The 13,464-nt window shown below is 65.4% G+C and carries 9 protein-coding genes; 5 read left to right on the top strand and 4 right to left on the bottom strand.

The window, feature by feature from the left end:
* Positions 1-80 precede the first annotated feature (80 nt).
* Complete coding sequence (gene mtnP, locus LAQ73_RS04080) at positions 81-941, top strand: S-methyl-5'-thioadenosine phosphorylase (protein ID WP_224269975.1); 861 nt, start codon at positions 81-83, stop codon at positions 939-941.
* A 170-nt stretch (positions 942-1,111) separates the two neighbouring features.
* Entirely contained in the window at positions 1,112-1,516 is a 405-nt protein-coding gene (locus tag LAQ73_RS04075; protein WP_224269974.1) for a DUF7344 domain-containing protein, read from the top strand.
* Positions 1,517-1,595: 79 nt separating this feature from the next.
* On the opposite strand, the gene LAQ73_RS04070 is transcribed toward LAQ73_RS04075, so the two are convergent.
* Genes LAQ73_RS04070 through LAQ73_RS04060 form a run of 3 tightly spaced genes read right to left on the bottom strand, consistent with a single transcriptional unit; the run spans position 1,596 to position 6,410 of the window.
* Positions 1,596-2,444, bottom strand: a complete 849-nt coding sequence (locus LAQ73_RS04070) for a segregation/condensation protein A (protein ID WP_425601118.1) — start codon at positions 2,442-2,444, stop codon at positions 1,596-1,598.
* Positions 2,437-6,099: a chromosome segregation protein SMC gene (smc, locus tag LAQ73_RS04065; protein ID WP_224269973.1), complete on the bottom strand. Its 3,663-nt coding sequence runs from the start codon at positions 6,097-6,099 to the stop codon at positions 2,437-2,439. Before smc ends, LAQ73_RS04070 begins: the two co-directional genes overlap by 8 nt.
* A 32-nt stretch (positions 6,100-6,131) precedes the next feature.
* Positions 6,132-6,410 (bottom strand): DUF7518 family protein, encoded by a 279-nt coding sequence (locus LAQ73_RS04060; protein WP_224269972.1) that lies wholly within the window; start codon positions 6,408-6,410, stop codon positions 6,132-6,134.
* 281 nt (positions 6,411-6,691) lie between these two features.
* Between LAQ73_RS04060 and gatB the strand changes: the two genes are divergently transcribed.
* Together gatB and LAQ73_RS04050 are read left to right on the top strand one after the other, a co-directional pair.
* On the top strand, positions 6,692-8,212 hold the full coding sequence (gatB, locus tag LAQ73_RS04055) for an Asp-tRNA(Asn)/Glu-tRNA(Gln) amidotransferase subunit GatB (RefSeq protein WP_224269971.1): 1,521 nt from the start codon (positions 6,692-6,694) through the stop codon (positions 8,210-8,212).
* A gap of 507 nt (positions 8,213-8,719) precedes the next feature.
* Complete coding sequence (locus tag LAQ73_RS04050; RefSeq protein WP_224269970.1) at positions 8,720-9,952, top strand: hypothetical protein; 1,233 nt, start codon at positions 8,720-8,722, stop codon at positions 9,950-9,952.
* A gap of 18 nt (positions 9,953-9,970) precedes the next feature.
* On the opposite strand, the gene LAQ73_RS04045 is transcribed toward LAQ73_RS04050, so the two are convergent.
* Complete coding sequence (locus tag LAQ73_RS04045) at positions 9,971-11,371, bottom strand: MATE family efflux transporter (protein WP_224270714.1); 1,401 nt, start codon at positions 11,369-11,371, stop codon at positions 9,971-9,973.
* Positions 11,372-11,546: 175 nt separating this feature from the next.
* Here LAQ73_RS04045 and LAQ73_RS04040 point away from each other — a divergent pair, with 175 nt between their 5' ends.
* The gene (locus tag LAQ73_RS04040; RefSeq protein WP_224269969.1) at positions 11,547-13,409 is read left to right on the top strand and encodes a S9 family peptidase; all 1,863 of its coding nucleotides are present in this window, start codon (positions 11,547-11,549) and stop codon (positions 13,407-13,409) included.
* The last annotated feature ends 55 nt before the right edge of the window (positions 13,410-13,464 follow it).

Below are 13,464 nucleotides of genomic sequence, written 5' to 3'. Positions count from 1 at the left end.
CGGCGACCCGGGCACGACTACCGGTCGGAACGCCTCGACAGAACCAGTGTTCTTAGGTGGACATCGACACCAGTACTACCATGGCTATCGGCTTCATCGGCGGAAGCGGGATCTACGAGGCGCTTCCGCTGTCGAACACCCGCGAAGAGGAGATAGAGACGCCCTACGGAGAACCGAGCGCGCCGGTCACCGTCGGCGAGTTCGGCGATACGGGCCGCGAAGTCGCGTTCCTGCCGCGCCACGGCCCGAAACACGGCCGCTCGCCGACGAATCTACCGTACCGCGCGAACATCTACGCGTTCAAGAAACTGGGCGTCGAGTATATCTTCGCTTCCAACGCCGTCGGCAGCCTGAAGGAGGAGCTGCCGCCGGGAACGCTCGTCGTCCCGGGACAGATTTTCGACCGCACGAAGCACCGCACCTCGACGTTCTTCGGCGACGGCATCGTCGTCCACCAGCCCATCACGGAGCCGTACAGCCCCGAACTCGTCTCGCATCTCGCCGACGCCGCGGAGTCGGCGACCGACGCGGAGAGACAGGAGGGCGGCACCTACGTCTGCATCGAGGGGCCGCAGTACTCGACGCGCGCCGAGAGCGAGTTCTATCGTTCGCAAGGATGGGACGTCGTCGGGATGACGGCGGTTCCGGAAGCGAAACTCGCCCGCGAGGCCGAGATCGCCTACGCCACCGTCGCGGGCGTCACCGACTACGACGTCTGGAAGCGGGACCACGAGGTGACGCTCGAAGAAGTGCTCGAAAACGCCGAGAAGAATCAGGAGGCCATCAAGCGCACGGTCGAGGAGGCCATCCGGACGCTCCCCGACGAGTTCGAGTGCGACGCGCATACGGCGCTCGAAGGAACCGTCAACACGCCCGCCGACGCCGTCCCCGAGGAGACGCGCGAGCGCGTCGACCTGCTGGTCGGCGACTACCTCGACTGAACGCTCGCCCCCTTCGGGCGTCGGCTCCCACCGGTTTTCGAGGCCGACGAACCGAACGCCGTTTTCACCCGTGACCCGTTATTCTCTCTCTGAAATCGGATAATTTTTCAATCGCGATATTATTGTTAAAGCACCGACATTTACTACGCGGGCGTTGTATGGTGAGTAGAATGTCTGACGATGAATCCGGTCCGAAAGGTGGTGAGAGCAACAGTGGTGGTGGGAGTCAGCTAGTCCGGTACTCGCAGGTCACCGGGAATCTCGACGCTATCTTCGACCTTCTGAGCGTCGCCCGTCTCAGATACGTTCTCTACTACCTCTACGGGATGGAGAGCGACGTGACCGGAGCCGAGGAGGTGGTCGACGCCGTGTGCGAGTACGAGGCGGCGGGCACGGAGAGAGCCGACCCCCCGTCTCGGGAGCAGGTCAAAATCGACGTTCACCACTCGAAGTTACCGCGTCTGGATGCGGCGGGTGTCGTCGACTACGACCCGCGACAGAACGAGGTCAGATTCTACCGCTCGCCGTCGCTCGAAGAGTGGCTCGAACACGCCCGATACATGGAGTTCAGTTGAGATTCGGGGAGTCTTCCTGTTTCCACTGGCGGCGTCCCGTCGGCGAACCCGCCGCGTCGCCACCGAGAACGGGTCGGCCTCAGTCGGCGACCGCCGGCGTCTTCTTCGTCTCTTCGTCTCTCGGCTGCACCCAGAGGTCGCCGAACAGGTCGTCCTGTTCGAGGGTGACGACGCTGCGGTGCGCCAAGAACAGCAGCGCGAGATACGTCTCGACGGGTCGGCCGCCGACGCCCCGGAGTTCGGCGAACAGCACCTCGTCGCGTCCGTTCTCGTACTGCTCGCGGAGGTGCGCCTCGACCGTCTCGATGGTGTCCTCCATATGCTCGTCGTGCGTCGTCCCCGTCACCTCGTCCTCGCCGGGTTCGCCGTCCCGACGCAGGTCGTCGGCGGCGTGGTAGTCGAGCGTCTGCGTCCCGCGGCTGAACCCGCGCGGCGAGGACGTGGTGTCGTACTCTCGGGAGCGCTTCCACCACGACCCGCGCTCGGCCTCGCGGAGTTCGTGGACGAGTTCGTCCAGCGTCTCCGGCGACCCGCGGGCGCTCCGGCGTTCGAGGCGGCGGTCCATCTCGTCTTCGAGCGCGTCGATGGGGTCGAAGCCCGGTGCCACATCGTCGCCGCCCTCCATCGCCATCTCCCACGGCTCCGGTTCGGGTTCCTCGGGCTCCTCGGGCGCGAGCAGTTCGTCGCTCTTCATCCGAAGCAGGACGCTCGCGTAGAACAGCGCGCGACCGGACGTGCGAAGGTCCGTCGCGTCGAGGCGTTCGAGGAACGCGTCGGTGACCGCGACGATGTCGATGTCCCACGGCTCTATCTCGCCCTCCTCGGCGAGTTGGACGAGCAGTTCGACCGGTTCGACCTCGTCCTCGGCCGTCTCTTCGACGGCCTCGGGAACGACGTCGGGGACGTCGCTCTCTTCGAACTCAGTCATCGGCGCTCACCTCCGCGGGGAGACCCTCGTCGGCGTCGCTGTCGCCGTCACCCCCGTCGTCGGAATCGCCGTCGTTGCCGTCGCTGTCGTCGCTGTCACCGCTCTGATTGCCGAACCGAATCCCGGTGACGGCGCTGACGTTGTCGCCCTGCATCGTCACGCCGATGGCGCGCTCGGAGCGTTCGAGCAGCGCCGAGCGGTGCGAGACGACGACGAACTGCGCGTCGCCCGCGAGGTCGTCGACCATCTGGCCGACGCGTTCGGCGTTGGCCGCGTCGAGGAAGGCGTCCACCTCGTCGAGCGCGTAGAACGGCGCGGGGTTGTGCCGCTGGATGGCGAAGATGAACGCGAGCGCCGTCAGCGACTTCTCGCCGCCGGACATCGCGTCGAGCCGTTGAATCGGCTTGTCGGCGGGTTGGGCTTTCATGGTCAGCCCGCCCTCGAAGGGGTCTTCGGGGTCTTCGAGGTGAAGTTCGCCCGACCCCGCCGAGAGACGCTCGAAGATGCGCTGGAACTGCGCGTCGATGGCCTCGTACGCCTCCATGAACGTGCGCTTCTTCTGGGTCTCGAACTGCTCGATGCGCTCTTCGATGCCATCTCGCTCCTCGACGAGCACGTCGCGACGCTCCTGGAGGTCCGAGAGGTCGGCCTCGACGGAGTCGTACTCGTCGATGGCGAGCATGTTGACCGGCTCGAGCGCCTCCATCTCGCCTTCGAGCCGTTCGACGTTCCTCTCCACCGTTTGGTGGTCGGGAATCTCGTCGGGATCGTACTCTCCGACCTCGGCTTCGAGTTCGTCGATCTCCCACGAGAGGCGCTCCTTCGCGCTTTCGAGCGATTCGAGACGCGACTCGGCCCGCGAGACGGCTTCCTTCTGCTCGTCGCGTTCGTCCTTCGCCTCTCGCAGTTCTTCGCGGAGCTCGTTGCGTTCCGTCTTGAGTTCGACGAGCTCCTCTTCGAGTTCCTCGACCGCCTCGTGCTTCTCGTCGAGCACCGCCTCCTTCTCCTCGATGGCGGCCTCGGCCTCGGCGATCTTCTCCTCGGCGGCGGCCTTGCGGTTCTGGGCGTTCTCGACGGTCTCTTCGAGGTCAGAGACGGCCTCCTCGGCGTACTGCTTCTCCAGTTGGAGTTCGTTGAGGCGGCTATCCAACCCGTCCATCCGATGTTCGAGCTCGTCGATGTCCGCGCGGACGTCGTCGGCGCGGCTCGTCAGCTCCGGAATCTTCGAGTCGGCGAGTTCGGACTCCAGTTCTTCAATCTCCGCCTCGACGTCCGCGACTTCGGCGTCTATCTCGTGTATCTCCGCGTCGAGGTCGCTCATCTCCTCGTCGACGGAGTCGCGTTCGGCCTCCAACTCCTCGAGCGTCGCCTCCAACTCCTCGATCTTCGACTTCGCGCCGTCGAGGTCTCCCTCCACTCGGCTGATGTCGCCCTCGATGGCGCGCACCTTGTCAGCGGCGTTCGACTGCCGCTCGCGGGCGTCGTCGAGTTTGCCCTCCAGATCTCGGATCTCGCCGTTGAGCGACCGTCGCCGGTCTTCGAGCTTCGAGATCTCCTTGGCGACGCGTTCGAGGCGGCCCTCTCCCGACTTGGAGAAGGAGTAACGCGACCCGCCACGGCTGCCGCCGGTCATCGCACCGCTCTTCTCGACGAGGTCGCCGTCGAGCGTCACCATGCGGTAATCACCCATGAACTGCCGGGCGGTCTGCATGTCCTCGACGACGAGCGTCGACCCGAGCACGTACGAGAAGACGCTGTCGTACGCGCTGTCGAACTCCACGAGATTGTACGCGAAGTCGACGACGCCCGGGTCGCGCGGCTTCCGCGGCAGCCGCCGGTTCTGCATCTTCGTGATGGGCAAAAACGTCGCCCGGCCCGCGTTGCGGGATTTGAGATAGTCGATACAGGACGAGCCGACGCCGTCGTCGTCGACGACGACGTTCGCCAGTCGTCCACCTGCGGCCGTCTCACAGGCGACGGCGTACTCGCCGGCGACGGAGCCGAGTTGGCCGACCGCGCCGTGGACGCCGTCGATACCGGCGTTCAACACGGTCGTCACCGAGCGCGGGAACGAGTTGTCGCCGTTGCGTCCCGCCCGAGCTTCGAGTTCGGCGTACTCGGACTGCTTCGAGCGGATGTCGTCTTCGACCTCGCTCAGTTCGTCCTGCAGCGCCTGTTTCTTCTCGCGGAACTCCGAGACGATCTCTTGGGACTTCGACTCGTTCTTCTGCGCCTTGTCGAGTTCGCTGTGCAGTTCCGAGAGTTTCGCCTTCAGTTCGGGAATCGACTCGTGTGCGGCCTCGAGGTCGTCGCGCGCCTCGCTGACGCGGTTCGAACGCCGTCGCGCCTCGTCGAGGAGGCGGTCTTTCTCGCGCTGTCGCTCGTTCTTCTCGGATTTGAGCTCCTCGACGCGCTCGCGGCGGTCGGCGAGGTCGGCTTTGAGCTCGTCGAACTCGGTGTCGACGTTCTCTATCTCCTCCTGTATCTCGGCGAGCGTCGTCCGCTTGTCGACGACGTCGCTCTTTATCGAGGCTTTCTCGACTTTCACCTGCCGCATCTGCGTCGAGACGTCGTCGACTTTCTCCTGCTTGTGATCGATTTCGACGAACGCCTGTCGCCGCTCGTTTTCGGCGGTCTCCTTGCGTTCCTCGGCGTTCTCTATCTGGCCTTCGAGGCGGCTGATGTCGCCTTTGACCGACTCTATCTCGCGCTTGATTCGGAGCTGTTCGTCCTCGCCCTTGCGCTCGACTTCTCGGTTTAGTTCATCGAGTTCGTCTTCGAGCCGCGAGAGCCGACCCTGTCGGGTGTCGAGTTCCTCGCGGAGCTCCGCGAGTTTCCCTTCTTTCGAGGTGATTTTGTTCGTGGTCCGCTCGAAGTCCGCGCGCTTGTCTTCGAGTTCGGCGGCTTTCAGGTAACCCTCGAACTCCTCTTTCTCCTCGCGCAGACTCTTGTACTCGAGCGCCGTCTCGCGTTCGTCGGCGAGCTGGTCGAGGCGCTCATCTTTCTCCTCGATGCGGAGGTCGGCTTCGCCGATGCGGTCCTCGACGGTCTCCAGTTCCTCGAAGGCGGCGTCCTTCTTCGCGTCGAACTCGGCGACGCCCGCGATCTCGTCGAGGATCTCGCGCCGCTGGAACGCGGTCATGTTGATGATCTCGGTCACGTCGCCCTGCATGACGACGTTGTACCCCTCGGGGGCGACGCCCGCCTGCGAGAGCAGGTCCTGGATGTCCGAGAGGTTCACCGACCGGCCGTTCAGGTAGTAGTACGAGTAGTAGTTGTCCTCGGTCTGCTTCACCCGGCGGCGGATGGTGATCTCGTCGACGTCGCCGACGTTGTCGGTGCCGGCGGCGGTGGTCACCTGCGACCGGTCGAGAGTGCCGTCGCTGTTGTCGAGGACGACTTCGACGCTGGCTTCGCGGGGACCGCCCGAGAACTCCCCGTCGTCGTGACCGGGGTTGTAGATGAGGTCGGTCAGTTTCTCGGCGCGGATACCGCGCGTTCGGGCGAGGCCCAGCGCGAACAGCACGCCGTCGATGATGTTCGACTTGCCGGAGCCGTTGGGGCCGGTGACGACGGTGAAGTCCTCGTAGAACGGGATTCGGGTCTTGCGCCCGAAACTCTTGAAGTTGTCAAGGACGAGCTCTTTGATATGCATGTGTTGCTCGTGGAGGGAGTCGACCCGACGACTCAGGCGACGATGATGTCGCTTTCGTCGGATTCCGACTCGCTTTCTTGAGCCTTCTCCTCGGTGGATTTAGCTTCTTCGGCCTCCGATTCCGGTGCGGGCGCAGAGGCCTCGTCGGTCGTCTCGGCGCCGGCGTACGACTGGACGGTCGGTTCGGCGTCGGTCGCCGCCTCCAACTGGCGCAGTCGCTCCTTCGTCTCGACGAGCTCTTCGGTGAGGCCGTCGACGGCGGCTCTCAGTTCCGACACTTGGGATTCGAGTTCCTCCACCCGATTACTCATGGACGTATTCCGCTCCTCCGCCCCCATAAATGTACGTCAGACGGAGAGCGGACGATTCGCTGAGAGCGTCCGAATCAGCCGAAATTCGAGGATTCGGATGACGGGCCCGGAGCCGAACGCCGTGTGCCAGTACGCCGGACATCGTGCAGAGACACGGGTGCGCCCCGACGGTCCGAAGCGGGCGGGGTCGAAGCAGCCGCGCTCCCCGTTCTTCTCTCGGCAGTATCGAAGCGCGGGACCGAGGCGTTAGTATTTAGCCGCCCGCCGTCATAGCCCGCCTAATGACCGCGCAAGCGCTCGAACAGCGCGACCTCGCCGTCGTCATCGGGCTGGAAGTCCACGTCCAACTCGAGACGGCGACGAAGATTTTCTGCGGCTGTTCGACCGACGCCGCCGAAGACGAGGACCCGAACACCCGGACCTGTCCGACCTGTCTCGGACTCCCCGGCGCGCTCCCCGTGCTCAACGAGGGTGCCGTCGAGGCCGCCGTCAAAGTGGGGAAGGCGCTCGACGCCGACATCCCCGAACAGACGCGTTTTCACCGGAAGAACTACTACTACCCCGACCTGCCGAAGAACTTCCAGATCACGCAGTACGACGCCCCGATCTGTCAGGACGGCACACTGGAGTTCGCCGTCGAGGGCGAACGTCGGGCAGTCAGCATCCGTCGCGCCCACCTCGAAGAGGACCCCGGCAGCATCAAACACGTCCGCGACGGCGCGGGGGCCCTCGACTCGCGGACGGTCGCCATCGACCGCGCGGACTACACGCTCGTCGACTACAACCGCGCCGGCACGCCGCTGATGGAGATCGTCACCCAACCCGACTTCCGCAGTCCCTCGGAGGTCCGGTCGTTCCTCGCAAAGCTCGAAGAAGTGCTCGAATACCTCGGCGTCTTCGACTCCACGCGCGACGGATCGCTCCGCATCGACGCGAACCTGAGTCTCGTCCCCGCCGACGAGATTCGAGACGACGGCTCGATTCCCGGGGAGGTACTGGAAGCGGCCAACCGCACCGAGGTGAAGAACATCTCCAGTCACAAGGGCGCGGAGAAGGCGCTCACGTACGAGGCGTCCCGGCAGCGGAACCTCGTCCAGCGCGGCAAGACCGTCGAGCAGGAGACGCGGCATTTCAACGAAGCCCACGGCTCCACCGTCTCGATGCGGACCAAGGAGGAGGAGAAGGACTACCGCTACTTCCGCGAGGCCGACCTCCCGCCGCTGCAGGTCGCCGGGTGGAAGAAGACTATCGAGATTCCGGAACTCCCCGACGCCCGTCGGGAGCGCTTCCGCGAGGAGTACGGTCTCGACGCCGAGTCCGCCTCGAAACTCACCTCCACGAAGGAGGTCGCGGACTTCTACGAGCGCGTCGCCGAGGCGTTCGACCCCGACCTCGCGGCGACGTGGGTCGCCGACAACCTGCTCGGCGAACTCAACTACCGCGACATGGCCATCGAGGACGTCGAAGGGAGGTTAGACGAGTTCGCCCGCCTCGTCGAGCTCGTCGCGGAGGACGAGATCACGACGAAGAACGCCGAAGAGGTCGTCCTCCGGCGGATGCTCGACGACGGGATGGCCCCCGACGACGTCATCGAGGAGGCGGGTCTCGGCAAGGCCGACGACGACGCCGTCGTCACCGCCGTCGAGGAGGCCATCGAGGAGAACCCCGACGCCGTCGAGGATTACCACAACGGCGAGGGCGGCGCAATCAACTTCCTCGTCGGCCAGGTGATGCAGAAGACCGGCGGGAGCGCCGACCCCGGCAGCGTCAACGGGATGCTCAGAGAGAGGTTAGACGAGTAAGCTCTCGGCCCTTCGAGACTGTCCTCCGCGAACGGTCCCGCGGGAGGACTGTCGTCTGTCGAGTTCTTGCGAGCGCGTAGTACGACCCCTCGTACTCGACTCTCTGGTCGCCGTCAACAGCGACGCGTCAGCGATGCACTCCCGCGGCGGGCGCTGTTCGTGGCGACAGCCGATGCCGTCGACGCCGGCGTAGACGTGACAGTCGTCTCCAAGGTACGGACCGCTCTCGTTGGCGGCGGGCCGCACGTGTTCGTACGTGTACTCGTTTCCGGTGAGTGAGAGTTCCGGGGGGACAGTTGATTCAACACGAGCGTCAGGCCGACCGTAACTCGGGGGTGGCGGAGTCGGGGACGGATGCGACGACTCGGAGTATTCGTTTCAAGAATCTGTCCCCGACTGGAACGCACATTCACCGTTTGCCTGACTGTCCCGTTCGTGTCGCGGAACGTTCAATATCGAAAGAAGCGTCTATTAGGAATTATTATGATACCAGTTTCGAAGCGGATCTTGGCAGTGCTGATTTCGGTAGCCCTCCTCACGGGCGGCGTCAGCGAAACGGGGTTCGCACAGCCGGTCACAGAGCAGGAACCGAACGATTCGAAGCAGACCGCGACATCGCTCGACGCGGGCCAGATTCTCAGCGGTAGCGTCTCCTCTGCGACCGATCGAGACTGGTACGCCTTCGAGGCCGTCGAGGGGATGGCGGCCACCCTCACGCTCGAGAACAGGGCGTTAGTGGATTACGACCTCCACGACGCCGACGGACGCTCACTCAGGGACGTGCCGGCCGACTTCTCCTTCGAGAGTAGCGGGGACGCCAACGTCGGGTCGTTCGCTGTTCCTCGGACCGGGACGTACTACCTCCTGATAACGTCGCACCAAGGGAGCACGCCGACGTACACCGTCGAAATCGCAGGGACTCACCCGCCGAACGAGCCGAACGACGACCACGAGAGCAGCACGGTGCTGGCGGATGGTGACTCGGTAGACGGCGAAATCACCTCGGCGAACGACGAGGATTGGTACGCGTTCGAGGCCGTCAAGGGGGCGAACGTCACCCTCACGTTCGTCGTCGACGGGTACGTCCACTACGAGCTTCTGGACGACAACCACCGTTCGCTCCTCGAAGAACCGGTTCGCTTCTCGCTGGTGAGCGACGACAACGAGACGTACGTCGGGCGGTTTGTCGCTCCCGAATCGGGGACGTACTACTTCGTCGTGATACCGTCGGGAGAGATTGCCGCAACCTACACCATCGAAGTCGGCGGCAACCGTCCGGTCAACGAACCGAACGACGACTTCGGAAACAGCACGTGGCTGTCACCGGGGACGGTACTGAACGGCGAGATCGCGTCGGACGCCGACGTCGACTACTACGCGTTCGAGGCGTCGGAAGGGGACACCGTCAGCATCGCGCTCGACAACGACAAGCCGATTCTCTACGGCATCCGCGACCCGAGCGATTCGCCGATAGACCTCACCTTCGACGGAACCGTCGGACAGTTCGTCGCACCCGAGACCGGAGCGTACCACTTTTGGGTCCGCTCCGATGGCGGAAGCCTCCCGAACTACTCGCTCGGCGTCGTCTCCGAGCGGGTCGAAGAACCCGTGGCGTCTACCGTGGCCGACACCGCCACCCTTTCCGACCTGACCGACACGCAGATTCTGGTCGCGGTAATCGGTGCGACGGCGACAATCGCGGCGGCGTTGCTCACGGCAGTAGCGAGTCGACGGAGCTGAGAGGACGACCCGTTCGAATCAGTCCGCCGCCGTGGGCCGCTCGCTCTCCTCTAAAACCCCCGTCTGCCACCCGCCGCGCTGGAACCACAGCACGGCGACGACGAACGCCGCCGTCGCGCCGACGGCGAACGCCCACCAGAGGCCGTCGACGCCCCAGTCGAGGGCGCGAACCGCCACCCCGCCCGGCAGCGGAACCGACCACGCGAACGCGAGGACGAGCGCCACCGGGACGCGGAATATCCACCGCGAGAGGAACGACAGCGCCATCGCCACCTTCGTCTGCCCCGCGCCGCGGAACGCGCCCTGAATCACCATCGTCCCGCCGAAGAACGCCCAGAAGGGCGCGATGATGCGGAGGAACCGAACCCCTTCGGCGACGACAGCCTCGTCGCCGACGAAGATTCGCATCGCCACGTCCGGGAAGGCGAAGACGACCGCCGCGGCGGCGAACAGCACGCCCATCGTACCGACGGTCGCTTTCCACGTCACCTCCGCCGCCCGCTCGGGCGTCTGTGCGCCGAGGTTCTGGCCGACGCCCGTCGCCGTCGCCTGTCCGACGGCCCCGGAGACAGTCCACGAGACGGACATGAGGCGCACGCCGATACCGTAGGCGGCGATGGCGGCGACGGTGAACTGCGCGACGAGCGTCGCCATCGCGACGGCGGCGAAACTGCGCGCCCACCCGTCGAGCGTCGCCGGGTAGCCGACTTCGACGAGCTTCTTCAGCACACCTCTGTCGGGGCGGAGGTCGGGGGGCCGAAGCCGAACGCCCCAATCGCCGCGCAGCAGGATGTAGACGCCCGCGGCGGTGACGAGCGCGCGCGAGACGAGGGTGGCGACCGCCGCACCCCGGGTCCCCATCGCGGGGAACACCCACCACCCGAGGATGAGAAAGGGGTCGAGGACGACGTTCAGCCCCGCCGACCCGACCATCAGCCACATCGCGGTCCTCGTGTCGCCCGCGCCCTGCAGCGCCGCACGGAAGGCGAAGAAGCAGAACGTGAACGGGAGGGCGACGAAGATCACTTCGATGTACGCGAGCGCCTCCGTAAAGACCGGTCCGGAGAGGCCCATCGCCGACAGCAGCGGGCGCTGAGCGGCGAGGCCGACCCCCGAGAGTACCGTCGCGACGGCGAGCGTGAGCAGAATCGTCTGGCCGACGACGTGGTCGGCCTCGCGGTCGTTGCCCGCACCGACGTGCTGGGAGACGAGCGCGATGGTCGCCGCGGTGATGCCCATCGCCGTCGAGACGAACATCCACGACAGCGGGAACATGAGCGAGACGGCAGCGACCGCCTCCGGACTCACACGGCCGACCCAGAACATGTCCGCCAGATTGTAAAACGTCTGGAGCAGGTTCCCGGCGACCAGCGGCCACGCTAGCGCGACCAGTTTCGGGGAGATCGCGCCGGTGGTCATATCGATGCGGCTCTCGCGCTGCTTCGACACGTTCTCTCGGGAGTCTCGGTCGGTCGACAGATAAGCGCACGGCTTCCGGCGAGCGACGTGTGCGACACTCACGACGACTCCCGCGCTCCCGGCAAACGCCCGCCGGATGCTGAACCCTTATCCGGTCCGCGGCCACTGTGCAAGCATGCCACAGTACGCCGTCGCTCGCTATCTCGGCATCGACGCCGCCCGACAGCCCGCGTTCTCCTCGGACGGCGAGCGCCTCACGTTCGTCCGCGACACGACCGGGACGCCGCAGATTTGGACGCTCGCCGGGGCGAACGCGCCGCCGACGCGACTCACCGCGTTCGAGGAGCGAATCTCGTTTATCGACTGGTCGCCGACGCGCGACGAGTTCGTCTTCGGGATGGACCAGGGGAGCGACGAGCGCGACCAGTTGTTCCGCTACGACGCCGCCGACGGGACGATTCACGGTCTCACTGAGCGCCCCGACGCGATACACGGCTGGGGCGGGTGGTCGCCGTCGGGCGACTCCTTCGCGTTCACCTCGAACCGGCGCGACGCGCAGGCGTTCGACGTGTACGTGCAAACCCGCGACGGCGGCCCGGACGACGCTGAACTCGTCTTCGAGTCCGACGGCTGGCTCGAAGCGCTCGGATGGAGTCCCGACGGGGAATCGCTCGCGCTCCGCGAGGCACACGCGAGTTTCGACCAGGAGGTGTCTATTCTGGAGCTCGAAACCGGCGAGGTGGGTGTCGTCACCCCCGACGGAGAAGCCAGCTACGACTGCGTGACGTTCGGTCCCGGAAGCGACGTGCTGTATCTGGTGACGAACCACGACGCAGACAGGAGCTACCTCGGACGACTCGACCTCGACACGGCCGATATCGACGTCGTTGCCGACGGCGATGGCGGAGACGGCAACTGGAACGTCGAGGAGTTCGCTTTCGACCGCGACTCTCGAAGACTCGTCTACGGCCGCAACGTCGACGGTTACTCGGAACTGTACGCGGGCGAATTCGTCGACGAGACGGCCGTCGACGTTGCGGAAGTCGACCTCCCGGAGGGCGTCGCCGCCGACGTGACGCTCGGTCCCGATGGGGAGCGGTTCGCGTTCACGTTCTCGGAGAACAGCGAGCCGTTCGGCATCTATGTCGGAACCGTAGACGGGACCTCCGAACCGACGCGCTGGACGTCGTTGGACACCGTCGGCATCCCGCAGTCGACGTTCCGGAGCGCGGAGACGATTCGGTACGAGAGCTTCGACGGTCGCGTGAGTGAAGCGAACGCGACTACGGGAGAGCAAAGCTCTCCCGACAGGAGGGAGATACCGGCGTACTGGACGCTCCCCGCGGACGCCGAACCGGGCGAAACGCCGGTCATCGTCGATATCCACGGCGGCCCCGAACACCAGCGGCGGCCGTGGTTCTACCCGACGAAGCAGTACTTTCTCAACGAGGGGTACGCCGTACTGGAACCGAACGTCCGCGGGTCCTCCGGCTACGGGAAGACGTACACCCACCTCGACGACCGCGAGAAGCGGATGGACTCGGTGAAAGATATTCGGGCGGCCGTCGACTGGCTCTACGAGCATGATATGGTCGACCCCGACCGAATCGTCGCCTACGGCCGCTCCTACGGCGGGTTCATGGTGCTCGCGGCCATCACCGAGTACCCCGAAATCTGGGCGGCGGCGGTGGAGTTCGTCGGCATCGCCGACTTCGAGACGTTCCTCGAGAACACCGGCGAGTGGCGGCGCGACCACCGCGCCGCCGAGTACGGGTCGCTGGACGACCGCGAGCTGCTGAGAGAGATCAGCCCGATTCACAAGGTCGACCGAATCGAGTGCCCGCTGTTCGTCCAGCACGGCGCGAACGACCCGCGCGTCCCCGTCGGCGAGACGGAGCAGATCGTCGAGCGGGTGCGCGAGCGGGGCGTGCCCGTCGAGAAGCTCGTCTTCGAGGACGAGGGTCACCACACGACGACGCGGTCGAACCTCGTCGAGGAGTTCGAGCAGATTCGAGCGTTCCTGGACGAGCACGTCTGAGCCGAGATTAAGTTCTCGCGCATACGCGAGCGCGCTGCGCGAGCGTCGCACGTGC

Origin of the sequence: Haloprofundus salinisoli (assembly GCF_020097815.1) — an archaeon.
Classification (GTDB): Archaea; Halobacteriota; Halobacteria; order Halobacteriales; family Haloferacaceae; genus Haloprofundus; species Haloprofundus salinisoli.
This window is presented reverse-complemented; position numbering and strand designations above follow the sequence as displayed.